Genomic DNA, 26,635 nt, shown 5'->3' with positions numbered 1-26,635 from the left:
GGCCGGCCACGACCGGGAGTGACCGCTACCGCCTGGCCGCCTCCTCGGCGGTCGACCCGGTACCGGGAGGTCCGTCGCCGGCGTGCCCGGTTCCCCGCGCGACCTCCGCCCGCAGCGCGGCGATCTCGGCGACCAGCGCCTGCACGTCCTGACGGGTCGCTGCGGCCGACTCGTCCTCGATCTCCTCGACCCGCTGCACCAGCCAGGACGCGAAGGTGGCGGTGATGATGCCGAGCAGCGCGATCCCGGCGAGCATCAGCCCGGCCGCGATCACCCGTCCGGTGGTGGTCACCGGGTACTGGTCGCCGTAGCCGACCGTGGTGACCGTGGCGAACGACCACCACAGGGCCCCGCCATAGGTCTCGATGTTGGCGTCCTCGGCGCCCCGCTCGGCGTCGAGGATGGCCAGGGACGAGACGAGCATGACCAGCGCGGTGGCGCCGGAGACGTAGATGACCACTCGCCCGCGCAGCGACCGGCCCGCGTGCCGGTTGAGCACCGACAGGAGGGTGACCAGCCGCAGCAGGCGCAGCGGGCGGAACAGCGGCAGGACGACGACGGCGAGGTCGAGCAGGTGGGTTCGCACGAACTGCCACCGCCGCTGGGCCAGCGTCAGCCGCACGACGAAGTCCACTGCGAACGCCACCCAGGTGACCCAGGTCAGGACGTTGCACAGCCACCGCCACGGCGTGGCCAGGTCCGGCTCGAGGATCGGCCACGCGTAGGCGGCCAGGAAGAGCACCGCCGCCGTGGTCAGCGGCCACTCCGTGCCGCGCTCCCACCGCTCGCGGCGCGTGTCCCCCGTCGTCGGATCCGCCATGAGGTCCGACGGTAGCCGCGGGCCCCGCCCGCAACGGTGACCGAGCCGGGTCGGCACCGGCGCCGTCATCTCGCCGGGCTGACGCGGTGACCGCTCCCGGTCGAGCGCGCGCCGACCGGCCGGACATCCGCGGCGGGCCGGCGGCTACAGCTCCGAGGGCAGCCCGAGCGCGGCGAACAACTCGCAGTCGAGGTTGAGGAAGCTGGAGATGTGCGCGATCCGACCGTCCTGGATCTCCAGCACGTGCAGGCCCCACGGCGCGTGGCCACCGCCTTCGGCCGGGCGGTACTGGGCGACCGCCGGCGTGCCGTTGGCCGAGGTCTGGATCAGCCGCGACCCCTTGCACCCGGCGCCGGGTCCGGTCATCCAGGTGGCGATGTCGTCGCGCCCGCGCAGCCACATCTCGAACGGCGGCATGTGCTGGGTGGCGTCCTCGTGCAGCAGCTGCACGAAGGCGTCGATGTCGTAGCGCTCGAACGCGTCGAGGTAGCGGGCCAGCAGCGCGCGGCCCTCGTCGTCCAGCGTGCGCGGCGCCGGGCGTCCCCCGACGTCGGCGAGCGTCGCCCGGGCCCGCTGCAGCGCGCTGTTCACCGAGGCGACCGTGGTGTCGAGCAGCTCGGCGACCTCGTCGGCCCTCCAGCGCAGCACCTCGCGCAGGATCAGCACCGCCCGCTGCTTCGGCGGCAGGTGCTGCAGCGCGGCGACGAACGCCAGGCGCACCGACTCGCGGGCCACCGCCTGCTCGGCCGGGTCGCCGTCCTCGGGGAGCACCTGCCGGTCGAGGACCGGCTCCACCCACGCCGTGGTGGGGCGGCGCCCGGCCAGCGAGGCCGCCACCGGCGGGGACGGCGAGCCCGCCAGATCCATCGGCAGCGCCCGGCGCTGCCGGCCCGAGAGCTGGTCGAGGCAGACGTTGGTGGCGATCCGGTACAGCCAGGAGCGGACCGCCGACCGGCCCTCGAAGTCGGCGAGCCCCCGCCAGGCGCGGACCATCGTCTCCTGCACCGCGTCCTCGGCGTCGAACACCGAGCCGAGCATCCGGTAGCAGTACCCGGTGAGCTCGCGGCGGTGCTCGAGCAGCCGCGGGTCGAGCTGATCAGTGGAGCCGAGCGCAACGCTGGTCACGGGGAACCACTCCTCCGGTCGACGACACGCGCCAGCACACCACAGGGCACCGACGGATCGGGGAAGCTCCCACCTCCCGGTCGGACCCGGCGGCCGTGCCGCCCACCCGGTGCCGGGACCCGGCTACTGGTAGGTGACCAGGTCCGGGTCCGGTTCGACCTGCTCGATCGTCTGCTGGGGGTTCAGCATCGGGCTGTCCTCGTCGTAGAAGTTCTTCCAGCCCCAGAACAGGCCCTCGGGTGCGTTGTCGTGCAGCGCCCGCCAGGTGGCCTGCTTGGAGCCCTGAGGCCCCTGCCCGTCGGCGTGGATCATGATCGCCAGCTCGTCCCGGCTCATGTCCAGCTGGTCCAACCCGGGCAGCATGTCGATCCGGAACTGGTGCAGGACGAGGAGCTTCTGCGGCAGCCGGTTCTCCCGGGTGAGGTCGGCCAGCCAGTTCACCACCCGGTTGACCTCCTCGATGCCGACCGAACCGATCTGCGTCAGGTGCACCTCGTTCGGCCCGAGCCGCCACTCCGGGTCGAGCGCCAGGCCCACGTAGGGCAGCTCCAGCAGCGGCCGGTAGAGCTCGGCCTGGGTCACGAAGTCCGTCCGGCCGGGCTGCAGGTCCAGCACCACGTAGAGGCCGGCGCCCCCCGCGGCCTCGACCCACGGGCGCACGTCCTCGACGGCGCTCTCGGTCGAGTAGTTGCCGTCGGGCCCGGCGAACTCCGAGGCCACCGTCACGATGATCTCGAAGGCGGGGACGACGGGGACGTCCACCAGCGGCTCGTACGGCGCGGCGTGGTCGCGGGTCCGCTGGATCGCGGCATCCACCGGCTGCTCCCCGAGGATCCCGAGCGCGGCGGTCCCCTGGTGTCCGTAGAGCGCCACCATCATCCGGCCCGGGAAGAGGAGCTGACCGCCGCCGGGCAGCTCGGTCCCGGTCGCCGCGGTCGCCAGCTTCCAGTCCAGGCCCTGCTCCTGGGCGAAGCCGGCGCCCAGGGCGACCACGTGCTCGGCGTCGTCCTCGGCTAGGGCTCCGATCAGCTCCCCGGACGCGCGCGGGTCGGTCGGTCCGCCGGTGACCAGCACCCGGGCGCCGGCGGCGCGGGCGGTCGCCGTCGCGGCCAGCGCGTCGGGGGTGCCGGTGGTCAGCACGAGGGTGCCGGCGATCGGCTCGGCGCCCTCGATCTCGGGCAGCGAGCCGTCGGTGCCGCCCTCGTCGTCCTCCTCCGCAGAGCCGCCGGGGGCGCCCTCCGGGCGCAGCGCAGCAGGGTCGGCGGGGTCGAGCGCCGCGACGGCGGCGACGGCGCCGTCGTCGGCGACCGGGTCGGCCTCGGCGAACTCCCGGTCCAGCGCGGCCGCGAGGGCGGCCGGGTCGGCCGGGACGCCGATGACCTCGGGGTCCTCCTCGGCGGGCGACGCCGACGACGAGGAGGAGGCCGGCGCCGGGGCCGCCTCGCCCACGGCGAGCACCGTGGTGGTTCCCAACCGCTCGAGCTCTCCACGGACCGGCTCGTCGACGCCGGAGCCGTCGGCGCCCAGCAGCAGCGGCACGCCGAGCGCGACGGCGGCGGACGCGCCGAGCAGCGTGCCGGCCCGGTCGCCCTCGGCGGCGAGCACGACCACCCCCGCCTCCTCGAAGAAGGTCCGGCTGGCGCTGGCCGCCATGGCGACCGGGTCGTCGTCCGCGACGAGGGTCAGGCGCTCACCCGGAGCGGTGGTGGCGACCTGGGCCACCTGCTCCTCGGTTCCGGCACCGTCCTCCGGCGAACCGGTGCAGGCCGCGGTGAACAGGGCGGCGACCACTGCCAGGGGCAGCGCGCGAGCGCGCACGGGCTTCCTCCGTCCGCCGGGCACGCCGGTGGCGCAGGGGCACGACGACGACGGCAGGCCCAGCGGCACCGACCCTAGCCGGATCCCGCTCGAGGGTGGTCCCGACACCGGACGCCGCTCCTCCGGCGTGGCGGCATCCCAGCAGCCGACCCCGATCTGCGGCCCCCGGTGCGTGGAGCACCGGCCCGCAACTCGCTGGCGTCCCGTCGCACCCGTTCGGTAGACACGCCCCGTGGCCGACGACCTCTCCGCCCAGCTCCGCCCGATCACCGCCGACGAGTGGCCGGCCTTCACCCGCGCCATGCACACCGTGTTCGGCGATCCGCTGACCGGGCCCTACACGGAGACCGTGCCGCCGGTGGCCGAGCTGGACCGCTCTCTCGCCCTGTACGACGACGGCCGGATCGTCGCCACCTCCGGGCTCTACAGCTTCCGGATGAGCGTGCCCGGCGCCGTCGTGCCGACCGCCGGAGTCACCTGGGTCAGCGTCTCCCCCACCCACCGCCGCCGCGGGGTGCTGACGGCGATCATGCGGCGGCAGCTGACCGAGTTGCACGAGCAGGAGCGCGAGCCGGTGGCGGCGCTGTGGGCCGCGGAGGGCTCCATCTACGGCCGGTTCGGCTACGCCCCCGCGTCCTGGCGCGGTGGCTGGACCGGGGAGGCCGGACGGCTGCGGGTGCGCGACGACGTCGACACCGGGGACGGGCGCGTGCGGCTGGTCGACGCCGAGGAGTTCCGGCCCGCCGCGGCACGGGTCTACGAGGCGGTCCGGCGCTGGGTGCCGGGGAACCTCGTCCGCGACGACCGCTGGTGGGGCCGCCGGCTGCTCGACGTCCCGGAGGAGCGGCACGGCGCGAACGAGCGGCAGTACGCGCTGCACGTGGGGGCCGACGGCGAGGTGGACGGCTACGCGACCTACCGGATCACCGGCACGTTCACCGCGGCCGGCGAGCCGGAGAGCACGCTCACCGTCGAGGAGGTGCGGGCCACCGGCCCCACCGCCTACGCCGCGCTGTGGCGCTTCCTGCTGTCCCACGACCTGGTGCGCACCGTGGCCGCGCCGCACGCCTCCTCCGACGACCCGGTGCGCCACCTGCTGACCGATCCGCGCGCGCTGCACGCCCACCCGGTCGACGCGCTCTGGGTGCGGGTGGTCGACGTCGGCCGGGCGCTGGCCGCCCGCCGCTATCCGGCACCCATCGACCTGGTGCTGGAGGTCCGTGATGCGTTCTGCCCGTGGAACGACGGCCGCTGGCGGCTGTCCGGCCACCCCGCCGGCGGCTACTGCGGCCGGACCGACCGCGACCCGGACATCGTGCTCGGCATCGAGGAACTCTCCGCGGCCTACCTCGGCGGCACCTCGCTGGCCGCGCTGCAGGGCGCCGGCCGGGTCACCGAGGTGAGCCCCGGCGCGGTCACCCTCGCCTCGACGGCGTTCGGCTGGCCGATCGCGCCCTGGTGCCCCGACGAGTTCTGACCCCGTTCAGTCGGTGCCGGACTCCATCGCGGCCCGGTCGAGCAGCTCCTCGTCGGCCGACACCTCGCCGCGCGAGGCGATCACCTCGGCGCCGCCGACGTCCATGGCGCCGATCAGACCGGTGGCGGCGGCCTGCGCGGCACCGATCGCGGCCGGCGTCGCCCCGCCGCCCACCATGCCCAGGCCGGCGTACTGCTCCAGCTTGGCGCGGGAGTCGGCGATGTCCAGGTTGCGCATGGTCAGCTGCCCGATGCGGTCCACCGGCCCGAAGGCGGAGTCCTCGGTGCGCTCCATGGAGAGCTTGTCCGGGTGGTAGCTGAACGCCGGGCCGGCGGTGTCGAGGATCGAGTAGTCCTCGCCGCGTCGCAGCCGCAGGGTCACCTCACCGGTCACGGCCATGCCGACCCACCGCTGCAGGGACTCCCGGAGCATGAGCGCCTGCGGGTCCAGCCAGCGCCCCTCGTACATGAGCCGGCCCAGCCGGCGGCCCTGGCTGTGGTAGTTGGCCAGGGTGTCCTCGTTGTGGATGGCGTTGACCAGCCGCTCGTAGGCGACGTGCAGCAGGGCCATACCCGGGGCCTCGTAGATGCCGCGGCTCTTGGCCTCGATGATGCGGTTTTCGATCTGGTCGGACATGCCCAGGCCGTGCCGGCCGCCGATGGCGTTGGCCTCCAGCACCAGCTCGACGGCCGAGCCGAACTCCTTGCCGTTGATGCTCACCGGCCGGCCCTGCGCGAAGCCGATCGTGACGTCCTCGGGGGCGATCTCGACCGACGGATCCCAGAACCGGACCCCCATGATCGGCTGCACGGTCTCGAGCCCCGCGTCCAGGTGCTCCAGGGTCTTGGCCTCGTGCGTGGCGCCCCAGATGTTGGCGTCGGTGGAGTAGGCCTTCTCCGCGCTATCGCGGTAGGGCAGACCGTGGGCGACCAGCCACTCCGACATCTCCGTGCGGCCGCCGAGCTCGGTGACGAAGTCGGCGTCCAGCCACGGCTTGTAGATGCGCAACGAGGGGTTGGCCAGCAGGCCGTACCGGTAGAAGCGCTCGATGTCGTTGCCCTTGAACGTCGAGCCGTCGCCCCAGATCTGGACGTCGTCCTCGAGCATCGCACGCACCAGCAGGGTGCCGGTGACGGCGCGGCCCAGCGGCGTGGTGTTGAAGTAGCTGCGGCCACCGGAGCGGATGTGGAAGGCGCCGCAGGTGAGCGCGGCCAGACCCTCCTCGACCAGGGCGGCCCGGCAGTCGACCAGCCGCGCGAGCTCCGCGCCGTAGGCGGTCGCCCGGCCGGGGACCGAGGCGATGTCCGGCTCGTCGTACTGGCCGATGTCGGCGGTGTAGGTGCAGGGCACCGCCCCCTTGTCGCGCATCCACGCGACCGCTACGGAGGTGTCGAGACCGCCGGAGAAGGCGATTCCGACGCGTTCGCCGACGGGCAGGGAGGTGAGCACCTTGGACACGGGGACAAGTATGCACGACATTGCATAGTCATGCAGCGCCGCCCTCCCCGAACCGGTCAGCCGGAGCGGTCCACCGCCCCCCCGCGCCTCCGTCAGGGGTGCTGCGTCCGGGTGGGCAGGCCCCCCGCCGGGCGGTGCCGGTCCCGCTCGTAGTCGGTGACGAGCCCGATCCGCCGGACGTGCCGCTCGTCGCCGCTGAACGGCGTCGCCAGGAACTCCAGCACCAGCGCGGTGGCCTCCTCGTCGCTGTGCTGCCGGGCGCCGATGGAGACGACGTTGGCGTCGTTGTGCTCACGAGCGAGCCGCGCGGTCTCGGTGTTCCACACCAGCGCGGCGCGCACCCCGGGCACCTTGTTGGCGGCCATCTGCTCGCCGTTGCCCGAGCCGCCGATGACCACGCCCAGCGACCCGGGCTCGGCCACGGTCCGCTCTCCCACCTCGAAGCAGAACGGCGGGTAGTCGTCCTGGGCGTCGTACTCGAACGCGCCGCAGTCGACCGGCTCGTGGCCGGCCTCGGCCAGCGCCCGCTTGAGGTGCTCCTTGAAGTCCAGGCCCGCGTGGTCGGTGCCGATGAAGACGCGCATGCCCGGGAGTCTGACAGGCTCCCGCCGTGGCGGTGCTGGGAGTCGACGGCTGGCGCGGGCGGTGGGTCGGGGCACTCCTGGACGGCCGGTCCGTGACGCTGCTGGTGCTGGAGCACGTCGCCGCCGTGCTCGCCGTGCCCGACGTCGACGTGGTGGCGATCGACATGCCGATCGGGCTGTCCGACGACGGCGTCCGCGTCCGCCGTCCGACCGGGTGGTGGAGGTGCACCCGGAGCTGGCGTTCCGGGCGACCGATCCGCGGGTGACCGACCCGAAGACCACCGCCCGTGGCACGGTGCAGCGGCTGACGGCGCTGCGCGGGGTGATGGACGTGGAGGACGCGCTGGCGGGCGCGCCGGTCCGCGTGCCGATGGTCGACGCGCTGGACGCGTGCGCAGCGGCGTGGTCCGCGGCTCGGATCGCCGCCGGCACGGCGCAGAGCGTGGGCGAGGACGCGCGCGACGCCCGCGGCCGGCCGATGCGGATCAGCTGGTGAGCGGGGTCGGTCCCGTCATGAGCCGGTGACCCGGCGGACGACCGACAGCGGGAGCACCCGGAGCAGGCGGGCGACCGGTCGCCACGGGAACTCGGGCACGTAGCCGCGGACCGGCTCGCGCTCGATGACCGCGGTGAGCGCGTCGACCCCCTTGTCCAGGCCGACGGTGAGCGGACCCCGACGCCCGACGTTGATGTCGGTGGCGATGTAGCCCGGCAGCACCGTGGAGACGACGATCTGCGAGCCGTAGACGTCGGAACGGATGCCCTCGGCGAGGGAGTTGAGCGCCGCCTTGCTGGCTCCGTAGGCGGTGCGGCTGCCGGGCATGCCCCGGACCGAGGCCACGGACGAGACCAGGACCAGGTGACCCATGCCCTGGCGCCGGAAGATCTCCATGGCCGCCTCGCACTGGGCGTGCGACCCCAGCACGTTGGTCACCAGGACCGCGCGGTTGCGCGCGGCCTCGCCGGCGCCCACCGAGGCACCCTTGCCGATGCCGGCGTTGACGATCACCCGGTCCAGCCCGCCGAGGCGGTCGGCGAGCTCGGGCAGCACGGTGGCCACCGAGCCGGCGTCGTCGACGTCCATGGCGGCGACCTCGACCCGGATGCCGGGACGGGCGGCCAGCAGCTCGGCCCGCAGCGCCTCGAGCCGCTCGATCCGGCGAGCGCACAGGGCGAGGTCTCGGCCCATCGCGGCGAACCGGCGGGCCATGCCCTCGCCGAGGCCGGAGCTGGCACCGGAGATGAAGATGCGCTGGCGCGTGGGGTGCGGCATCCCGTCAGGATGCCGCACCCCGTGGCCCCGGTGCCGGGCCCGCCGTCGACGGGGTCCTCCGTCAGCGGCGGGTGAGCTCCAGCGCGTCGGCCGGGACGGACTCCATGTCAGGGCCGGAGGTCCGGGTGCGCTTGAGCTCCCAGAAGTCGGGGAGGTTGGCCAGCAGGACGGCGCCGTCGAAGGCCTTGCCGGCGTCCTCGCCGGTCGGCACCTTGCTGATCACCGGGCCGAAGAAGGCGACCCCGTCGATGTGCATGACCGGGGTTCCGACGTCGTCGCCGACCGGGTCCATGCCCGCGTGGTGGCTCTTCTCCAGGGCCTCGTCGTACTCGGTGGAGCCGGCGGCCTCGGCGAGCTCCGCCGGCAGGCCCACCCGCTCGAGCGCCGGCGCGATGATCTCCTCCAGCTCCCGGCCCTCGTGGTGCCGGAGGGTGCCCATGGCGGTGTAGAGGTCGCCGAGCACCTCGTCGCCGTGCCGCTGCGCGGCCGCGACCGCCACCCGCACGGGGCCGATGGCCTGCTTCATCATCTCGGCGTAGTCCTCGGGCAGGTCGCGCCCCCGGTTGAGCACCGCCAGCGACATCACGTGCCAGTGGAGGTCGATGTCGCGGACCTTCGCCGCCTCGAGCACCCAGCGGCTGGTGAGCCAGGCCCAGGGGCACAGCGGGTCGAACCAGAAGTCCACGCGGGCCTTGGTGGGGGCGCTCTGCACTGCGTCGGTCATTCGTGCTCCTCGCTCCGTGGCCCGGGCCGGAGGTGCCCGGGGCCGCTACTGGTGGCTGGCAAGTCCGGCGTCCTCCGGGTTGTTCCCCTCGGAGCTCACGGGTGGACCGCGGGCGGACCGTCGGCCCCGCATGACAAGCTGCCCGGGTGGCCGTACCCAACCTGACCCGCACCGATGCCGCCGTCCGCGCCGAGCTGCTCGCCGTCCAGAGCTACGACATCTCGCTCGACGTCACCGACGGGGCCGGTCATCCCGGAGAGCGCACCTTCCGCTCGACCACGACCGTGGAGTTCACCTGCCGCCAGCCGGGCGCGGACACGTTCATCGACCTGGTCGCCGAGACCGTGCACTCGGCGACGCTCAACGGCACCGAGCTGGACGTGCGCGGCTACACCGAGGACGGCGGGCTCCCCCTGCCCGGCCTCGCGGAGCAGAACAGCCTCGTGGTGACGGCGGACTGCCGCTACTCCAACAGCGGCGAGGGGCTGCACCGCTTCCTCGACCCCGAGGACGGGCAGGTCTACCTCTACACGCAGTTCGAGCCGGCCGACGCCAAGCGCATGTTCACCTGCTTCGACCAGCCCGACCTCAAGGCCTCCTTCACGCTGCACGTGACGGCGCCGTTCGACTGGCACGTCATCTCCAACACCGGCGACCGCACCATCGAGGCGGGCGAGGGCGGGTCGCAGCTGGCCCACTTCGCGCCCACCAAGCGCATCTCCACCTACCTCGTCGCGCTGATCGCCGGCCCCTACGCCAAGGTCACCGACCTGCACGACGGCATCCCGCTCGGCCTGTACTGCCGCGCCTCCCTGGCCCGGTACCTCGACGCCGACGAGATGTTCCGGATCACCAAGCAGGGCTTCGACTTCTACCACCGGGTGTTCGACTACCCGTACCCGTTCGACAAGTACGACCAGCTGTTCGTGCCCGAGTTCAACGCCGGGGCGATGGAGAACGCCGGCGCGGTCACCTTCCTCGAGGACTACGTCTTCCGGTCGAAGGTGAGCCGGGCCCGCTACGAGCGCCGCGCGGAGACGGTGCTGCACGAGCTGGCGCACATGTGGTTCGGCGACCTGGTCACCATGCGCTGGTGGGACGACCTGTGGCTGAACGAGTCCTTCGCCACCTACATCAGCACGCTGGCGCAGGCCGAGGCCACCGAGTACACGACCGCCTGGACCACGTTCGCCAACACCGAGAAGGCCTGGGCCTACGCGCAGGACCAGCTGCCCTCGACGCACCCGATCGCGGCCGACATCCCCGACGTCGCCGCAGTGGAGGTCAACTTCGACGGCATCACCTACGCCAAGGGCGCCTCGGTCCTCAAGCAGCTGGTCGCCTACGTCGGCCGCGACGAGTTCCTCGCCGGAGTGCAGCGGTACTTCCGCCGGCACGAGTACGGCAACACGACGCTGGCCGACCTGCTGGGCCCGCTGTCGGAGAGCTCCGGGCGCGACCTGTCGGAGTGGGCCGACCAGTGGCTGCGCACCAGCCAGGTCAACACCCTGCGCCCGGTCTTCCAGCTCACCGACGACGGCCGGTACGCCGGCTTCGCCATCGAGCAGACCGCGGTCGCCGAGCACCCGGTGCTGCGCAACCACCGGCTGGCGGTGGGCCTCTACAGCGAGGGCCCCGAGGGGCTGATCCGCACCCACCGGGTGGAGCTCGACGTGGCCGGCGCCCGCACCGAGGTGCCCGAGCTGGCCGGGCACCCGGTGGCGGACCTGGTGCTGGTCAACGACGACGACCTCACCTACGCCAAGCTGCGGCTCGACGAGCGGTCGCTGGCGACGCTGCGCGCCCGGATCGGCGCCATCCCGGACCCGCTGGCCCGCGCGCTGTGCTGGTCGGCGGCCTGGGACATGACCCGCGACGCCGAGCTGCCCGCCCGCGAGTGGGTGCAGCTGGTGCTCGCCGGGGTGGGCGCGGAGACCGAGAGCAGCGTCATCCAGTCGCTGCTGGCCCGGGTGCAGAGCGCGCTCTCCTCCTACGCCGACCCGGCCTGGGCACCGACCGGCTGGGCGCAGCTGGCCGACGCGGCGCTCGCCGCCCTCGAGGCGGCCCCGGCGGGCAGCGACCAGCAGCTGCTCTGGTCGCGCACGCTGGCGAGCGCCGCCCGCACCGAGGAGCACGCCGCCGCGCTGCGCGGTCTGCTCGACGGCTCCCGCACGGTCGCCGGTCTCCAGGTCGACGCCGACGCCCGGTGGGCCTTCCTGCACGGCCTGGTCGCCATCGGCGCGGCCGGCGACGCGGAGATCGACGCCGAGGCGGAGCGGGACGCCACCGCCACCGGCATCCGGCGGGCCGCGACGGCGCGGGCGCTGCGGCCGACGGCGGAGTCGAAGGAGGAGACCTGGCAACGGGCCTTCACCGACGAGTCGCTGCCCAACGCCGTGCACGAAGCGATGCTCCAGGGCTTCTGGCACCCGGCCCAGCGGGAGCTCACCGCGGGGTACGTCGACCGCTACTTCGCCGAGGTCCGCCCGGTCTGGGACCGCCGGCCCGGCGAGATCGCCAAGAACACCGTCCAGTACCTGTTCCCGCCGGTGGTCGAGCCGCGCACCATCGCGGCGGCGGACGCGTGGCTGTCCGACCCGGACCAGCCGCCCGCCCTGCGCCGGCTGGTGTTCGAGGGCCGCGACGGCGTCGCCCGTGCGCTGCGAGCCCGCGAGCGGGACGCCGACGCCGGACGCTGAGCCGCGGACGACGAGGCCCCGCCCACCAGCTGGTGGGCGGGGCCTCGTCGTCTCCGGGCTCGTCGGGCACCGGCCCGAGCGGGCGAGGAAGAAGGTCCTACGGGCGCAGGGCCGCCGGGTGCCCGGCCTGGTCGGAGAGCTGGCGCAGGCCGTTGACGATGCCGCCCACCAGGTCCCCGGCGCCGAAGGCGCTGGTCATGGAGAGGACGGCGAGCGCACAGGCGCGGTCGGGCAGCCGGCGGGCGGCGCCCGCACCGGTGACGACCTCCACCACCCGCTGCCCGGGTGAGACGGCGATCAGGACCGCGTCGGACGGGTTGGCGCCGGAGCGGGCGTGCAGCTCCTCGGCGTGCGCACGGGTCGGCGTGCGCAGCTCACCCACGTAGAGGGTGAAGCGCAGCCCGGTCTCGCGGGAGGCCATGGTCAGCGCCTCGTCCAGGCGCGCCAGCTCGCGGTAGGTGAAGATCTCGTCCGGCCGGCCCTCCTCGGTACGCGGGGGCGCCGTGCCCGCCACGTCCGTGGCGCGGGAATCGGCTTCGAGCGTGCGGGTCATCGCCGGCCTCCGGGAATGGTCGTCGGAACGGAGCAGGTGGTCACCGGGTCACCAGGTCCCTCGGGCGCCGCCCAGCGGGCCGGCGGGGTGCGGCAGCCGGGCGGCCGTGGCACCGCCGTGCGATCCGGTGGAGCCGGTGCCGACGGCGGGGCCGACGCCGTTCCCGGACTCCAGGGCACGCTCCCCCGGCTGCTCCGGATACACGGAGGACCCCAGGGCCGAGGTGTCGCTGCCGGGAACCGCGGCGGGCCCGTGCGTCGAGGCCGGGCCGTGACCGCCGGTGTGCGCGGGGTGCGGCTCGTACCAGACGGGGGCGTAGTCCCACGACTGGCCGGGCTTGTAGCGGGGACGCCGGCCGGCGCCCGGCCTGAGCGTCAGCAGCGCCAGCACGAGGATGACGGCCAGCGGGATGCCGGCGTAGACGAGGAGGGTCTCGGCGACGGTCACGCCGGACAACTTACCGGGCACGCCCGGAGTTCATCGGGTGTCGGTCCAGACGGCGGGGCGCCGGTGCGCCCACGGCCGGGCCGCCTCCAGCTGCGCAGCCAGGCAGATCAGGGTCGCCTCGTCGGCCGGGCGGCCGACGAGCATGGTGCCGACGGGCAGGTCGTCGGCCGTCCAGTGCAGCGGCACGCTCACCGCGGGCTGCCCGGTGACGTTGAAGAGAGCGGTGAACGCCGCGTAGCGCTTCTGCCGCTCGAAGTCCGGGGCGCCCTCGCCGTCGGCCTGGAACCAGCCGATGGGCCGCGGCGTCATGGTCAGCACCGGCGCGAGCAGCACGTCGAACCCGGCGGTGGCGCGCACGAACTGCCGCGAGAACACCCGCAGGGCGTACATCGCCTCCATCGCGTCCCGGGCCGACAGCGCCAGCCCGCGGTCGCGCATCCAGCGGGTGAGCGGCTGCAGGCGGTCGACCCGGTCGGGCGGCACCGGCAGGGTGGTCGCGCTCAGCGCCCACACCCGCTCGAAGGACGGCAGCACGGCGGGGTCGAGCAGACCGGCGGGCACGTCCTCGACGACGTGCCCGAGCTCCTCCAGCAGCCGGCCGGCGTCGTCGAACGCCTCGGCGACCTCCGGGTCGAGCTCCACCCCGGGCATGGGCGACTCGCTGTACCGCCCGATCCGCAGCCGGCCGGGTTCCCGGTCGGCCTGGCCCAGGAAGGTCTCCCCCGCCGGCAGGGGCGGCGCCCAGAACGGGTCGCCGATCTCGGGGCCGGCCATCGCGTCGAGCATCGCGGCGGCGTCCCGGACGGTGCGCGCCAGCGGCCCGTTGGTGCCCAGGCCGGTCACCTCGCTGCCGTAGGGGGCGTTGCTGATCCGCCCGCGGGTGGGCTTGATGCCGAACAGTCCGTTGATGCTCGCCGGGATGCGGACCGACCCGCCGCCGTCGCTGCCCTGGGCGAAGGGCAGGAAGCCGGCGGCCACGGCGACCGCGGCGCCGCCGCTGGACCCGCCGGCCAGGCGGGTGGGGTCCCACGGGCAGCGAGCGGGCCCCACCAGGTCGTTCTGGGTGTAGCAGGGGAAGCCGAACTCCGGGGTGTTCGTCTTGCCCACGCTGATCGTCCCGGCGTCGGCCAGCCGGGTGACGACGGCGTCGTCGACGGCCGGGACGAAGTCGGCGAGCGTGGTGGAGCCGAAGGTCGTCCGGACGCCGGCGGTGTTGTTCAGGTCCTTGATCGCCGTGGGGACGCCGAGCAGCGGCGGCAGCTCCCCGCCCTCGCGCACCCGGGCCTCGGCCGCGGCCGCGGCGGCCAGCGCCCGCTCGGGGGTCACGGTGACGAACGCACCGAGCCCGGCGTCCAGCGCGTCGATCCGGTCGAGCGCATGCTGCACCAGCTCGGTGGGGCTGACCTCCTTCGCGCGGACGGCGGCGGCCTGCTCGAGGGCGGTGAGGTCGTGCAGTGCGGTCACGGACGGCGACGCTAGTCCCGGAGGACCGGCGCAGGGGTTCCGGTCGGCCCGGACGGCTCCGGGACGCCGATCGGATTACCGGCCGGCCAGTCGCCGTTCAGGCGCTGACCGGCTCCGGGACGCCGAGCCACTCCCGCCAGCGCGGGTCGACGGTGCGGTGGCCGAGCAGCCGCCACGCCGCGCCGCTGGGGGCGCGCGGCGGATGCGGGAGCTTCCACCCCAGCTCGGCCAGCGACCGGTCGGCCTTGGTGTGGTTGCACCGGCGGCAGGCGGCGACGACGTTGTCCCAGGTGTGCGTGCCGCCGCGGCTGCGCGGGACGACGTGGTCGATGCTCGTGGCCGAACCGCCGCAGTAGACGCACGTCTGCCCGTCGCGGGTGAACACCGCACGCCGGGACAGCGGCACCGACGCCGGGTAGGGCACCCGGACGTACCGGGTGAGCCGCACGACCACGGGCACCGGGAGGCTGAGGGTCTCGGCGTGCACCACGTCGGCGGTGACGTCGACGGACTCCGCCTTCTCGGCGAGGACCAGCACGATCGCCCGCCGGCTGGACACCACGCACAACGGCTCGTACGTCGCGTTGAGCAGCAGGGTGGCGCTCGTGGTCGTGGGCGAGGGCACGGGGACGAGCGGCGGGACGGGGTCGCGCCGCGAGCCTGGGTGACCCGCCGACGTCGACCCGGGCGCGGAACGCGGCACGGATCACCTCCGGACGCCCCGGACCGCCGGGTGCTGCACGACCCGCGGGCAGCCCCATTCTGACCCGGGAACGGCGGGTTGGCGCACTCGAGATGCGTCCGGTCGCGGCTCGCCGTCCCGAGCGGCGACTAGCGTGCCGGGAATGCGCTACCCGGACGCCCCGCGGCTGGACCTCGTCGACGAGCTGCACGGCCACCGGATCGCCGATCCGTACCGCTGGCTGGAGGACGCCGCCGACCCCCGCACCCGGGAGTGGTCGCAGGCCCAGGACGAGCTCGCCGCCGAGGTGCTGTCCGCCCTGCCGTTGCGCGAGCGGTTCGCCGGGAAGCTCGGCGAGCTGGTGCGCTCGGGCGCCGTCGGGCTCCCGGTGTGGCGCGGCGAGCGGGCGTTCTCCACCCGCCGCGATCCCGGCCAGGAGCACGCCGTGCTGCGGGTGCGCGAGGCCGACGGCAGCGTCCGGGTGCTCGTCGACCCGATGGCGCTGGACCCCGAGGGGACGACGACGCTCGACGCGTGGTCGCCGTCCTGGGAGGGCGACCGGCTGGCCTACCAGATCTCCACCGGCGGCGACGAGGAGTCGCAGCTCTTCGTCCTCGACGTCGCCACGGGGGAGGTTCTCGACGGCCCGGTCGACCGCTGCCGCTACTCCCCCGTCGGCTGGCTGCCCGGGGGCGTGGAGCTGTTCTACGTCCGCCGTCTCGCACCGGACCAGGTGCCCGCCGGCGAGGAGCAGTTCCACCGCCGGGTCTGGCGCCACCGGGTCGGCGCCGACCCCGCAGGCGACGTCCTGGTGCACGGTGAGGGCCTGGACCCGACGAACTACTACGGGGTCCGCACCAGTGCCGACGGCCGCTGGCTGGTCGTCTCCGCCTCGGCAGGCACCGCTCCGCGCGACGACGTCTGGCTGGCCGACCTCGCCGGGGACGGCGCGCTGCGCGAGTTCCAGGTGGGCGTCGACGCCCAGACCGCCGCGTGGGTGGCCCGGGACGGGCGGCTGTGGCTGCTGAGCGACCGCGGCACCCCGCGCTGGCGGCTGGCCGTCGCCGACCCGGCGGACCAGGCCACCTGGGCGCACCAGGCCTGGGCCGACGTCGTGCCCCAGCAGGAGGACGCGGTGCTCTCCGACGTCGCGCTGGTGGACGGGCCGGACGGCGATCTGCGGGTGCTGGCCGTCCACGCCGTCGACGCCACCGACCGGCTCTCGGTCTGGGCCGGGGACGGCGCCGGCCGGCTGGGCGACGTCCGTCCGCCCGGCGCCGGGAGCATCTCCGGCGTCAGCGCCCCGCACACCGGTGGCGCCACCGCGTGGGTGGGCTACACCGACTACTCCACCCCGCCGTCGGTGCTGCGCTGGAACTCCGCGGATCCCGACGGGCTGACCGGGTGGGAGCAGGCGCCCGTCGCCGGCGAGGTGCCGCCGCTGACCGTCGTCGAGACGCACGCGACGTCGAAGGACGGCACACCGGTGCACCTCTTCGTGCTCTCCGGGACAGGGGCGCCCGACTGCCCGCGTCCGACCGTTCTCTACGGCTACGGCGGTTTCAACGTCTCGCTCACCCCCGCGTACTCGGCGCAGGCCCTGGCCTGGGTCGCCGCCGGCGGCGTCTGGGTGGTGGCGAACCTGCGCGGCGGCTCCGAGCACGGCGAGGAGTGGCATCGGGCCGGCATGCGCGAACGCAAGCAGAACGTGTTCGACGACTTCGCCGCCGCCGCCGAGCACCTGGTGGCCGAGGGCTGGACGACGCACGCGCAGCTGGCGGTCATGGGCGGGTCCAACGGCGGCCTGCTGGTGGGCACCACCCTCACCCAGCGCCCCGGCCTCGCCGCCGCCGTCGTCTGCAGCGCGCCGCTGCTGGACATGGTGCGGTACGAACGGTTCGGGCTCGGCCGCACCTGGAACGACGAGTACGGCACGGCCGACGACCCGGTGCAGCTCGGCTGGCTGCTCGGCTACTCGCCCTACCACGCCGTGCGGGAGGGGACGGCGTACCCGGCGGTGCTCGTCACGACCTTCGAGTCCGACACCCGGGTCGATCCGCTGCACGGCCGCAAGCTCGCCGCCGCTCTCCAGCACGCCACCAGCTCGGCGGCCCCGGTGCTCCTGCGACGTGAGACGTCGGTGGGCCATGGCGCCCGGGCCGTCAGCCGCACCGTGGGCCTGGCCGCCGACCAGCTCGCCTTCCTCGCAGCGCACACCGGACTTGCCGGCTGAGCGTGCCGTCCGTTACCAGCCGGACACGCGCCGTCGCCTGCACCGACGCCGTCCTTCCCACCTGAGACACTTCCGGTAATGACCGGATCTCCCACGGCGATCGCCGCGGACGACGGAGCGGGCGTCGCCGACTGCGCCGACTACTGGCTCTGCCAGAAGGTCTACGACTGGTCCGGCATGGACTGGCTGGCCGAGAACGCCCGGACGCTCATCGCCACCCCGGGCCGGATCCTGCTGGTCGTCGTGCTGGCGCTGCTCGCGCGGGCGCTGGCCCACCGGGCGATCGGACGGCTGACCGACCGCACGGCGACCGGGGCGATGCCCACCATCCTGCGGCCCCTCCGCAGCCGCACGCCGGCCGCGGAGGAGGTCGTCGAGCAGATCGCCGCGCGACGCACCCAGCGGGCCGAGGCGATCGGCTCGGTCCTGCGCAGCTTCGCCTCGATGGTCGTCCTCGGCATCGCCGTCGTCCTGGTGCTGGGCGAACTGGGGGTCAACCTGGCGCCGATCCTGGCCAGCGCGGGCGTGGTCGGCGTCGCCCTCGGCTTCGGCGCCCAGAACCTGGTCAAGGACTTCATCGCCGGGATCGGCATCATCCTGGAGGACCAGTACGGGGTGGGTGACGTCGTCGACCTGGGCGAGGCCGTCGGCACCGTGGAGGCGGTCGGGCTGCGGATCACCCGGCTGCGGGACGTCAACGGCGTCGTCTGGTACGTCCGCAACGGCGAGGTGCTGCGGGTCGGCAACAAGAGCCAAGGTTTCGCCCAGGTGGTGATCGACATGCCCGTCGCGCACGACACCGACCTGGAGCGCTGCCGCGCGGTCATGCAGGAGGTGGCCGACGCGATGTACGCGCAAGCCGAGTGGGCCGGCATCCTCCTGGCCGAGCCGGAGTCCCTCGGCGTCGAGCAGATCACCGCGGAGGGGGTCTTCCTCCGGCTCACCGTGCGCACCACGAACGCCGACCAGTGGCGGGTCGGCCGGGAACTGCGGATGCGGCTCAAGGAGCGCTTCGTCGCCGAGGGCATCCGCACGCCCGTCCCCCTCCTGGGCAGCGTCTCCGCCGCCGGGGCGGGGTCCCGCTGAGCGCCCCCGCGCCACAGGACCCCGCCCCTGGGGCCGCGGTGCGCCAGGCGACCTTCCGCGAGGTCTTCGCCGTCGGTGAGTTCCGGCCGCTGTTCGGCACCTTCGTGCTCTCCGCAGCCGGGGACGAGCTGGCGCGCGTCGCCCTGACCGTGCTGGTGTACGCCCGGACGTCGTCGCCGCTGCTCGCCGCGCTGACCTTCGCCATCAGCCACCTGCCCTGGCTGCTCGGCGGGCCGCTGCTGTCCACGCTGGCCGACCGGCTCCCCCGCCATCGGGTGCTGATCGCCACCGACGCCGCCCGCGCGGTCCTCGTCGCGCTCATGGCGATCCCCGGGACGCCGCTCCCCGTGCTGCTGGGCCTCCTCTTCGTCGTCGGCCTGTGCGCCCCCCCGTTCGAGTCGGCCCGGTCGGCCCTGATGGCTGACGTGCTCGACGGGGACAGGTACGCCGTCGCCACGTCCCTCACCGGCATCACCCTGCAGCTCGCCCAGGTCGCCGGGTTCCTCGCCGGCGGCGCGCTGGCCGCCGCGCTCAGCCCCTCGGCCGCGCTGCTGGTGGACGCCGCGACCTTCCTCGTCTCCGCCGTCTGGCTCTGGGCGCGGCTCGAGCCGCGCCCGGCCCCCGTCGCCGAGGGCGGCGGTGCGCCCGGATCGCTGTGGCGGGACACCGCGGCGGGCCTGCGCCTCATCCGCCGCAGCCCCCGGCTGCTGGCCATCGTCGGCGTCCTGTGGGTGACGACGGGCTTCGTGTACGCCTCCGAAGGGATCGCCGCCCCGCTGGTGGACTCCCTCGGTCAGGGAACGACGGCGGTCGGCATCCTTCTCGCGGCCAACCCGCTCGGGGTCACCATCGGCGGGCTGGTCATCGCGCGCCTGGTCCCGCCGGCGCGGCGTGAGCGACTCGTCGCCCCGCTCGTCGTGGTCTCCCTCGCACCCGTGCTGGTCGGTGGCCTGGTCGCGGCGGCGGCCGGGCCCGGCGCGGTGCCGTTCTGGGTGCTGGTCGGGATGCTGTTCGTCTCCGGGCTCGGCGCGGCGTGGTCGATCCCGCTCAACGTCGCCTTCGTCCAGGCGGTACCCAGCGCCTACCGCGGGCGCGCGTTCGGCGTGGCGGCCAGCGGGCTGGCCGGCGTGCAGGGGCTCGGCGCGCTCGGCGCGGGCCTCGCCGCGGAGGCGTTCAGCCCGAGCGTCGTGGTGGCGCTCTCCGGCGTGATCGGAATGATCGCGGTCGCCCCGGCGCTGATGGCCTATCGGCGGACCCGCGACCCGGCGGACGTCCGGACCAAGGCTGAGGGAGCATCAGGGGCATGAGCGAGTCGAGGCGGTCCCTGCCGTCGGCACGGACCTTCTACGACGAGATCGGCGGCGCGGAGACCTTCCGGCGACTGGTCAGCCGCTTCTACGCCGGTGTCCGCACCGACCCGGTGCTCGTGCCGATGTACCCCCAGGACGACTGGGAGGGTGCGGAGACCCGCCTGCGCGGTTTCCTGGAGCAGTACTGGGGTGGGCCGACGACCTACTCCGAGCAGCGCGGGCACCCGCGGCTGCGCATGCGGCACGCGCCCTTCGCCATCGGCCCCGCCGAGCGCGACGCCTGGCTGACCCACATGCGCGACGCCGTCGACTCGCTGGAACTGCCCCCCGACCAGGACGCGACGCTCTGGGCATACCTGGAGATGGCCGCGCGCAGCATGCAGAACCGCTGACCCGCCGGGCACTCCCCACCTCGCACGATCCCCGTGGCCCGCTCCGGGAGTCCTGCTCGGGCTCAGGAGGTCCTGCCGGACTCCCCGTGCGCGAGCAACACCCCCACAGCCGCTGCACCCGAACGTCCACGAACACCCCTGAGGAGCCCGGTGAGCCCGGAGCCGAACCGCACCCTGTCCACGACCGACACCGACTGGTGGCGGGACGCGGTCTTCTACCAGATCTACATCCGCAGCTTCGCCGACGGGAACGGTGACGGTGTGGGCGACCTGGCCGGCATCCGGTCGCGGCTGCCCTACCTCGCCGACCTCGGTGTCGACGCGCTGTGGATCACGCCGTTCTACCCCTCACCGATGGCCGACCACGGCTACGACGTCGCCGACCCCCGCGACGTCGAGCCGGTGTTCGGCGACCTGGCCGAGTTCGACGCGCTGCTCGCCGAGGCGCACGCGCTGGGCATCCGGGTGACCGTCGACCTGGTGCCCAACCACAGCTCCCACGACCACGAGTGGTTCCAGGCGGCCATGGCGGCCGGTCCGGGCTCGCCGGAACGGGCCCGCTACCTGTTCCGCGACGGCCGCGGGGTGGACGGCAGGGAGCCGCCGAACAACTGGCCCTCGGTGTTCGGCGGGCCGGCGTGGACCCGCGTGCCCGACGGGCAGTGGTATCTGCACATCTTCGCCCCGGAGCAGCCGGACCTGAACTTCGCCAACCCGGAGGTCGTGGCCGACCTCGAGGAGACGATGCGGTTCTGGCTCGACCGCGGGGTGGACGGCTTTCGCATCGACGTCGCCCACGGCATGGCCAAGCCCGACGGCCTGCCCGACATGGTGCCGATGGACGACACGGGGCTGCTCGACGACCACGGCCCCGGCGACCACCGGTTCGACCAGGACGGCGTGCACGTGGTGCACCGCCGCATCCGGGCGGTGCTCGACGAGTACCCCGGCACGATGGCGGTCGGCGAGGTCTGGGTGTCCGACGACGAGCGGCTGGCCCAGTACCTGCGCGAGGACGAGCTGCAGCTGGCGTTCAACTTCAAGCTGCTCACCGCCGAGTGGACCCCCGACGGGCTGCGGGACGCGATCACCCACTCGCTCGCCGCGGTCGACGGCACGCCCGCGCCGGCCTGCTGGGTGCTGTCCAACCACGACCGCCCCCGGCACGTGACCCGCTACGGCGGTGGCGACCTCGGCACCCGGCGGGCCCGGGCGGCGGCGCTGCTGCAGCTGGCGCTGCCGGGTGCGGCGTACCTCTACAACGGCGACGAGCTCGGCATGCCCGACGTCGACCTGCCCGACGCGGTGCTGCAGGACCCGATGTGGTTCCGCTCCGGCGGCGCCGAGCGAGGCCGCGACGCCTGCCGGATCCCGGTGCCCTGGTCGGGCACCGGGCCCTCCTACGGGTTCTCCACGCGTCCCGACACCTGGCTGCCCATGCCGGGAGGCTGGGGCCGGCTGACCGCTGCGGCGCAGCGTGACGACGACGGTTCGATGCTGTCGCTGTACCGGAAGGCGCTGGAGCTGCGCGCGTCCTCCTCTGCGTTCACCGGGGAAGACGTGCAGTGGGTACAGGCACCCGACCGTTGTGTTGCGTTCCGCCGTCCCGGTGGGCTGGTCTGCCTGGTGAACCTGTCCGGCGCGGACGTGCCGCTGCCGGAGGGGCAGGTGCTGCTCGCCAGCGGGCCGGTGGACGGCGGGACCGTGCCCGACGACACAGCGGTGTGGCTCCAGGCGTGACCGCCGCCCGGACGGGCGCAAAGGCTCCGGTATCTTGCGCCGCGTGAAGTCCAGGGATCTCGCCTACGTCGCCCTGTTCGCGGCCATCGTCGCGGTGCTGGGCCTGCTGCCGCCGGTGCCCGTGCCGGGCATCCCGGTGCCGATCACCGCGCAGACCCTCGGCGTCATGCTGGCCGGCTCGGTGCTCGGTGCGCGCCGAGGCGGGCTGGCGCTGCTGACCTTCCTGGCCGTCGTCGCGGTCGGGGCGCCACTGCTGTCGGGCGGCCGCGGTGGGCTGGCCGTCTTCGTCGGCCCGTCCGCCGGATACCTCTACAGCTGGCCGATCGCCGCATTCGTCATCGGCCTCCTGACCCAGCTGACGTGGCGCAGGTTCAACTTGGCGTGGGCGATGGTGGCCAACCTGGTCGGCGGCATCGTGGTCATCTACGCGATCGGCATCCCGTTCACCGCCCTGTTCGGCGACGTCTCGCTGACGGCCGCGGCGACGGGCTCGCTCGCCTTCATCCCCGGAGACCTGGTGAAGGCGGGCGCCGCCTCCGTAGTGGCGGTGGCGGTGCGCCGGGCGTACCCGGTCATCGAGCTGCCCGCCCGACGGCCGGCGGCCGGCTGACCGTGCGGTGGAGACGGCGCGCGGCCGAGGTCGCCGCGGCCGGCGCCCTGCCGCGGACGGCGCTCGAACTGCGGAACGTCTCGCACGCCTACGGTGACCGGCCGGTCCTGGACGACGTCACACTCACCCTGGGCGAGTCCCGGGTGGGTGTGGTGGGCGCCAACGGGTCGGGCAAGAGCACCTTCGCCCGACTCCTCAACGGCCTGGTGCTCCCGTCGGCGGGCAGCGTCCTCGTCGACGGGCTGGACACCCGGACACAACTGCGGGAGGTCCGCCGGCGGGTGGGCTTCGTGTTCCAGGACCCCGACGCACAGATCGTGCACCCCACCGTTGCCGAGGATGTCGAGTTCGGCCTGACCAACCTGGGGGTTCCCGCCGATGAGCGGGCGCGGCGGGTCGAGGACGTGCTCACGCGGTACGGACTGGCCGGGCACCACGACCACCCGGCGCACCTGCTCTCGGGCGGGCAGAAGCAGCTGCTCGCGATCGCCGGAGTCCTGGTGATGCAGCCGCAGCGGGTAGTTTTCGACGAACCCACGACGTTGCTGGACCTGGCCAACACCCGGCGCGTCGCCCGCGTCATCGCCGAGCTGGAGCAGGACGTCGTGGTCGTCACCCACCACCTGGACCTGCTGGCCGGGTTCGACCGGGTGCTCGTGTTCGAAGACGGTCGGGTGGCCGCCGACGGCGTCCCCACCGAGACGCTGCGCTGGTACGTGGACCGGTTGTCGTGACCCCGACCGCGTCCGAGCGGCCGACATCGTGACGCTGGCGCTGTACGTGCCCGTCGCCAGCCCCGTGCACCGGGCGCCCGCCGGGCTGAAGCTCGCCCTGCTGGCCGGACTGGGCGCCGGCCTGTTCCTCGTGGAGCGGCTGGACGTGGTCCTCGGCGCGCTGGCTGCCGTGGCGGTGCTCGGGCTGGCCGCGGCCCGGCTGCCGCTGCGCGCCCTGGTCGCCCAGGTCCGTCCGGTATGGCCGTGGCTGGCGGTGCTGCTCGTGTTCCACCTCGTGGTCACCGACTGGCGCACCGGGACGGTCGCGGTCAGCCGGTTGCTGACACTGGTGCTGGCCGCCGCGGTGGTGACCGCGACGACGCGGGTCACCGCGCTGGTCGCCGTTGTGGAGTGGCTGGTCCGCCCGTTGGCGGTGGTCGGCGTGCGTCCGGCGCGGGTCGGCCTGGTGATCGCGATGACGCTGCGGTTCGTGCCCCTGATCGCCGAGCGCGCCCAACGCATCCGGGAGGCGCAGGCGGCGCGCGGCGCGACCGGGATGCGCGTGGGCATGCTGGTGCCGCTGCTGGTGCAGGTTCTCCGGCTGGCCGCCACGCTCGGTGAGGCGCTCGACGCCCGCGGGGCCGACGCCCCGGTGTCCCCGCGCCGCCGCCGTGCGGGAGCATCGGCGCCGTGAGCGGGACCGTGCTGGAGATCTGGCGGACACCGGCGGCAGCCGAGCCGATGGAACGGGTTCCGGCCGGCCGGCTGGTCGCCGGCGCAGGGCTCGAGGGCGACCGCTACGCCCTGGGCGGCGGCACGTGGGCGCGGTACCCCGACCTGGAGAAGCAACTGACGCTCATCGACGTGGACGACGTCGCCGCGCTCGCCGCGGAGACCGGCGCGCCCCTGACGCCGGGCGACACGAGACGCAACCTGCTCACCCGCGGGATCAGCCTGCCCGAGCTCGTCGGCCGGTGGTTCGCCGTGGGCGACGCGTTGCTGTTCGGGATGAAGCGCTGCCCGCCGTGCACGCATCTGGAACGGCTGACCGGCACGCGGCTGGTCAAGGCGATGGCCTACCGGGGCGGGGTCAACGCGGCGGTGTTCACCGGCGCGGCGATCGCCGAGGGCACCGAGGTGCGGCTGCTCGACGAGGCCGAGGCCGCTCGCCGGGGAGCGCCGACCGGCGCCGGGCGGCCGGTGCCGCGCCGGACGTGACCGCGGTCAGCCGCACGCCTCCACGACCATCGCCACTCCCTGGCCACCGCCCGCGGCGATGGCGGCGAGGCCGTAACGCCCCGCGTCGCCGCGGGCCAGCTGGGAGAACAGCCGGACGGCGAGGACCGCACCCGAGGCCCCCCAGGGATGGCCGAGGGCCAGCGCGCCCCCCTGGGGGCACACCCGCTCGGGCTCCAGCCCCAACGCGGCGCAGCAGGCGAGGATCTGGCCGGCGAACGCCTCGTTGAGCTCGACGACGTCGACGTCCCCGAGGGAGATGCCGGCCCGGTCGAGGGCCTGCTCCGCCGCGGGGACGATGCCGAGCCCCGGGCGGCGGGGGTCGACGCCCGCGGTCGCCGTCGCGATCACCCGGAGCCCCCGCCCTCCCTGCCGACGGTGGGTCGCGGCATCGACCAGGGTGACCACCGCCGCGCCGTCGTTGATGCCGCAGGAGTTTCCGGCGGTCACCGTGCCTGCCGGGTCGAAGGCCGGCCGCAGCCGCCCGAGCCGCTCGACGGTGAGACCGTCGCGCGGACGCTGGTCGCAGGAGACACCGCCCACGGGCACGATCTCGGCCGCGAAGCCCTCGGCTCGCTGGGTCGCCATCGCACGGGCATGGGAGCGGGCGGCGTACTCGTCCTGCTGGGCGCGCGTGATCCCGTGCTCCCGGGCGATCAGGTCGGCGGCCGGCCCCATGTCCGGATCGCCCAGGCCGGAGGGGGCGAAGGGCGCCCGCTCGTAGCGGGTCGCGGGCACGTCGCCCCGCGGCGGCCAGGACCGCCACGGCGCCGTGGACGCGGACTCCACGCCCCCGGCCAGGACGGTCCCCACCTCGCCACGCAGCATGGTGGCGCCGAGGACGACGGCCGCGAGGCCGCTGGCGCACTGCCGGTCGACGGTGAGGCCGGGGACGGCGATCGGCAGGCCGGCCTGGAGGGCGGCCACGCGGGCGACGTCCCCGCCCGGACCCATGCAGTTGCCCAGCACCACCTCGCGCAGCGACGCGCGTGGGCCGGTGCCGGTCCGCGCGTCGGCCGCGAGGTCCGTGAGCACGGCGGCGGCGAGATCGGCCGCCGTGCACGCGGCTAGGGACCGTCCCGCCGTCCCGATCGGGGTCCGGCGCGCCGCCACGATGACCGGGGCGTCGGCGACCGCGGCCGTCATGCGGAGCCGTCCTCGGACGTGGTTCCCACCGGCGCGAGACGGCCGGAGGCCACCAGATCGGCGACCGCGGCCCGGTCGACCTTGCCGGCGTCGGTCACGGGCAGTTGCGGCAGGACGAACCACCGGCGCGGCCGCTGGCCCGACGGAAGCCCGGTCCGCGCCGTCCGGCGGGCCGCGGCCAAGGCGGCCGGGTCGGCGAGGACCGCCGCCACGAGCGCGCCGAACCGAGGGTGCGGAACGCCGACGACGACCACCTCCGTCCCGGTTCCCCGGCGCAGGGTCTCCTCCACGTCGTCGACGTGGACGGTCACCCCCCCGGTGACGACGGCCTCGCTCCCGCGCCCCGTCACGGTCAGCACGCCGTCGGCGAGCCGGCCACGGTCCCCGACGGTGGCGAAGCCGTCCCCGGCCAGGGTGAACGGCCCCTTCTCGTCTCCTGCATAGCCCCGCGAGAGGAAGGGCGACCGCGCCCACACCCGCCCGTCCCGGATCTCGACCTCCACGTCCGGGAACGGTCGCAGGTCCTCCTCGTCGGTGCCCCAGGCGACGAAGGACAGTTCGGCGGCTCCGTAGTAGTGGGCGACCCGGGCGCCGGCGGCCCGTGCCTGCGCCGCCAGGGCGGGGCGCAGCCGGTCCCCCGCGACCACCACCGTGCGCGCGCGGAGATCGACGCCCTCCCGCAGCAGACCCAGCAGCGTGGCCGGCGTGAGGTGGATGTGCGTGGCGTCTGCCGGGCTGCTGACCAGCGGTAGCCCGGCGTACCGCGCGTGCACCGCAGCGAACAGGTTCATGGTCGCCGACAACGGGCCGGGTACGCAGACACGGGCGGAGGCGTCGATCCCGGCCAGCTCCGAGACGCGGAGGAAGGAGTCGACCCAGGATGCGGCGGTCCGGACGACCACGCGGGGCCGGCTGGTGGTGCCCGAGGTCCGGAGGCCGATCAGCCCGCCCCGGTCGGAGGCGGCGAGGACCGCCGCGACCGGGTCGGAGGTTGCGGCGACGTCCAGAAGGAGGTCGGGCACGTTGTCTCCCGTGCGCTCGGGGT

The 26,635-nt window shown here is 74.6% G+C and carries 26 protein-coding genes; 13 read left to right on the top strand and 13 right to left on the bottom strand.

The window, feature by feature from the left end:
* Positions 1–25 precede the first annotated feature (25 nt).
* From ABC795_RS05725 to ABC795_RS05715, 3 genes are all read right to left on the bottom strand, one after another.
* Positions 26–820 (bottom strand): ion channel, encoded by a 795-nt coding sequence (locus tag ABC795_RS05725; protein ID WP_347059963.1) that lies wholly within the window; start codon positions 818–820, stop codon positions 26–28.
* A 144-nt stretch (positions 821–964) separates the two neighbouring features.
* Positions 965–1,945, bottom strand: coding sequence for a sigma-70 family RNA polymerase sigma factor (locus ABC795_RS05720; protein ID WP_347059962.1), 981 nt, complete (start codon positions 1,943–1,945; stop codon positions 965–967).
* A 123-nt stretch (positions 1,946–2,068) separates the two neighbouring features.
* On the bottom strand, positions 2,069–3,763 hold the full coding sequence (locus ABC795_RS05715) for a hypothetical protein (RefSeq protein ID WP_347059961.1): 1,695 nt from the start codon (positions 3,761–3,763) through the stop codon (positions 2,069–2,071).
* 232 nt (positions 3,764–3,995) lie between these two features.
* Between ABC795_RS05715 and ABC795_RS05710 the strand changes: the two genes are divergently transcribed.
* On the top strand, positions 3,996–5,240 hold the full coding sequence (locus ABC795_RS05710) for a GNAT family N-acetyltransferase (RefSeq protein WP_347059960.1): 1,245 nt from the start codon (positions 3,996–3,998) through the stop codon (positions 5,238–5,240).
* A 6-nt stretch (positions 5,241–5,246) separates the two neighbouring features.
* Here the strand turns inward: ABC795_RS05710 and argG are convergent, their stop codons facing one another.
* Both argG and ABC795_RS05700 read right to left on the bottom strand, forming a co-directional pair.
* A complete protein-coding gene (gene argG / locus ABC795_RS05705; protein ID WP_347059959.1) occupies positions 5,247–6,698 on the bottom strand; it encodes an argininosuccinate synthase in 1,452 nt (483 codons plus the stop codon).
* Between the two features lie 92 nt (positions 6,699–6,790).
* Positions 6,791–7,282 carry a ribose-5-phosphate isomerase gene (locus ABC795_RS05700; protein ID WP_347059958.1) on the bottom strand — a complete coding sequence of 164 codons (492 nt, stop codon included), beginning with the start codon at positions 7,280–7,282 and terminating at the stop codon, positions 6,791–6,793.
* A 26-nt stretch (positions 7,283–7,308) separates the two neighbouring features.
* Here ABC795_RS05700 and ABC795_RS05695 point away from each other — a divergent pair, with 26 nt between their 5' ends.
* Together ABC795_RS05695 and ABC795_RS05690 are read left to right on the top strand one after the other, a co-directional pair.
* A complete protein-coding gene (locus ABC795_RS05695) occupies positions 7,309–7,548 on the top strand; it encodes a DUF429 domain-containing protein (RefSeq protein WP_347059957.1) in 240 nt (79 codons plus the stop codon).
* Positions 7,545–7,778 carry a DUF429 domain-containing protein gene (locus ABC795_RS05690; protein WP_347059956.1) on the top strand — a complete coding sequence of 78 codons (234 nt, stop codon included), beginning with the start codon at positions 7,545–7,547 and terminating at the stop codon, positions 7,776–7,778. Before ABC795_RS05695 ends, ABC795_RS05690 begins: the two co-directional genes overlap by 4 nt.
* Positions 7,779–7,793: 15 nt before the next feature.
* On the opposite strand, the gene ABC795_RS05685 is transcribed toward ABC795_RS05690, so the two are convergent.
* Together ABC795_RS05685 and ABC795_RS05680 are read right to left on the bottom strand one after the other, a co-directional pair.
* Positions 7,794–8,555 (bottom strand): SDR family oxidoreductase, encoded by a 762-nt coding sequence (locus ABC795_RS05685; protein ID WP_347059955.1) that lies wholly within the window; start codon positions 8,553–8,555, stop codon positions 7,794–7,796.
* 61 nt (positions 8,556–8,616) lie between these two features.
* Positions 8,617–9,279 (bottom strand): DsbA family protein, encoded by a 663-nt coding sequence (locus ABC795_RS05680; RefSeq protein WP_347059954.1) that lies wholly within the window; start codon positions 9,277–9,279, stop codon positions 8,617–8,619.
* A 146-nt stretch (positions 9,280–9,425) separates the two neighbouring features.
* Here ABC795_RS05680 and pepN point away from each other — a divergent pair, with 146 nt between their 5' ends.
* Positions 9,426–11,978 (top strand): aminopeptidase N, encoded by a 2,553-nt coding sequence (gene pepN, locus ABC795_RS05675; RefSeq protein WP_347059953.1) that lies wholly within the window; start codon positions 9,426–9,428, stop codon positions 11,976–11,978.
* A gap of 97 nt (positions 11,979–12,075) precedes the next feature.
* Here pepN and ABC795_RS05670 read toward each other — a convergent pair whose 3' ends face one another.
* The 4 genes from ABC795_RS05670 to ABC795_RS05655 form a co-directional block, all read right to left on the bottom strand.
* On the bottom strand, positions 12,076–12,531 hold the full coding sequence (locus ABC795_RS05670; protein ID WP_347059952.1) for a DUF5130 family protein: 456 nt from the start codon (positions 12,529–12,531) through the stop codon (positions 12,076–12,078).
* A 48-nt stretch (positions 12,532–12,579) separates the two neighbouring features.
* A complete protein-coding gene (locus ABC795_RS05665; RefSeq protein WP_347059951.1) occupies positions 12,580–12,978 on the bottom strand; it encodes a hypothetical protein in 399 nt (132 codons plus the stop codon).
* 30 nt (positions 12,979–13,008) lie between these two features.
* Positions 13,009–14,442: an amidase gene (locus ABC795_RS05660; RefSeq protein WP_347059950.1), complete on the bottom strand. Its 1,434-nt coding sequence runs from the start codon at positions 14,440–14,442 to the stop codon at positions 13,009–13,011.
* Between the two features lie 97 nt (positions 14,443–14,539).
* On the bottom strand, positions 14,540–15,067 hold the full coding sequence (locus tag ABC795_RS05655; protein WP_347059949.1) for an HNH endonuclease: 528 nt from the start codon (positions 15,065–15,067) through the stop codon (positions 14,540–14,542).
* A gap of 220 nt (positions 15,068–15,287) precedes the next feature.
* Here ABC795_RS05655 and ABC795_RS05650 point away from each other — a divergent pair, with 220 nt between their 5' ends.
* The 9 genes from ABC795_RS05650 (at position 15,288) to ABC795_RS05610 (ending at position 24,426) form a co-directional block, all read left to right on the top strand.
* Positions 15,288–17,357: a prolyl oligopeptidase family serine peptidase gene (locus ABC795_RS05650; protein WP_347059948.1), complete on the top strand. Its 2,070-nt coding sequence runs from the start codon at positions 15,288–15,290 to the stop codon at positions 17,355–17,357.
* Between the two features lie 78 nt (positions 17,358–17,435).
* A complete protein-coding gene (locus tag ABC795_RS05645) occupies positions 17,436–18,443 on the top strand; it encodes a mechanosensitive ion channel family protein (protein WP_347059947.1) in 1,008 nt (335 codons plus the stop codon).
* Between the two features lie 38 nt (positions 18,444–18,481).
* A complete protein-coding gene (locus ABC795_RS05640; RefSeq protein WP_347059946.1) occupies positions 18,482–19,750 on the top strand; it encodes an MFS transporter in 1,269 nt (422 codons plus the stop codon).
* The gene (locus ABC795_RS05635; RefSeq protein ID WP_347059945.1) at positions 19,747–20,145 is read left to right on the top strand and encodes a globin; all 399 of its coding nucleotides are present in this window, start codon (positions 19,747–19,749) and stop codon (positions 20,143–20,145) included. Before ABC795_RS05640 ends, ABC795_RS05635 begins: the two co-directional genes overlap by 4 nt.
* 150 nt (positions 20,146–20,295) lie before the next feature.
* On the top strand, positions 20,296–21,885 hold the full coding sequence (locus tag ABC795_RS05630; protein ID WP_347059944.1) for an alpha-amylase family glycosyl hydrolase: 1,590 nt from the start codon (positions 20,296–20,298) through the stop codon (positions 21,883–21,885).
* 43 nt (positions 21,886–21,928) lie between these two features.
* The gene (locus ABC795_RS05625) at positions 21,929–22,495 is read left to right on the top strand and encodes a biotin transporter BioY (RefSeq protein ID WP_347059943.1); all 567 of its coding nucleotides are present in this window, start codon (positions 21,929–21,931) and stop codon (positions 22,493–22,495) included.
* A gap of 2 nt (positions 22,496–22,497) precedes the next feature.
* Positions 22,498–23,229 (top strand): ABC transporter ATP-binding protein, encoded by a 732-nt coding sequence (locus ABC795_RS05620; protein ID WP_347059942.1) that lies wholly within the window; start codon positions 22,498–22,500, stop codon positions 23,227–23,229.
* Between the two features lie 28 nt (positions 23,230–23,257).
* On the top strand, positions 23,258–23,902 hold the full coding sequence (locus tag ABC795_RS05615; RefSeq protein ID WP_347059941.1) for an energy-coupling factor transporter transmembrane component T: 645 nt from the start codon (positions 23,258–23,260) through the stop codon (positions 23,900–23,902).
* Entirely contained in the window at positions 23,899–24,426 is a 528-nt protein-coding gene (locus ABC795_RS05610; RefSeq protein WP_347059940.1) for an MOSC domain-containing protein, read from the top strand. Before ABC795_RS05615 ends, ABC795_RS05610 begins: the two co-directional genes overlap by 4 nt.
* A 6-nt stretch (positions 24,427–24,432) precedes the next feature.
* On the opposite strand, the gene ABC795_RS05605 is transcribed toward ABC795_RS05610, so the two are convergent.
* Both ABC795_RS05605 and ABC795_RS05600 read right to left on the bottom strand, forming a co-directional pair.
* The gene (locus ABC795_RS05605) at positions 24,433–25,590 is read right to left on the bottom strand and encodes a thiolase family protein (protein WP_347059939.1); all 1,158 of its coding nucleotides are present in this window, start codon (positions 25,588–25,590) and stop codon (positions 24,433–24,435) included.
* Positions 25,587–26,612 (bottom strand): AMP-binding protein, encoded by a 1,026-nt coding sequence (locus tag ABC795_RS05600; protein WP_347059938.1) that lies wholly within the window; start codon positions 26,610–26,612, stop codon positions 25,587–25,589. Before ABC795_RS05600 ends, ABC795_RS05605 begins: the two co-directional genes overlap by 4 nt.
* Positions 26,613–26,635 lie beyond the last annotated feature (23 nt).

It is taken from the genome of Blastococcus sp. HT6-30, from assembly GCF_039729015.1.
In the GTDB taxonomy this organism is placed as follows: Bacteria; Actinomycetota; Actinomycetes; order Mycobacteriales; family Geodermatophilaceae; genus Blastococcus.
Note: the sequence above shows the minus strand (reverse complement) of the source record. Positions and strands in the feature narration are given on the sequence as shown.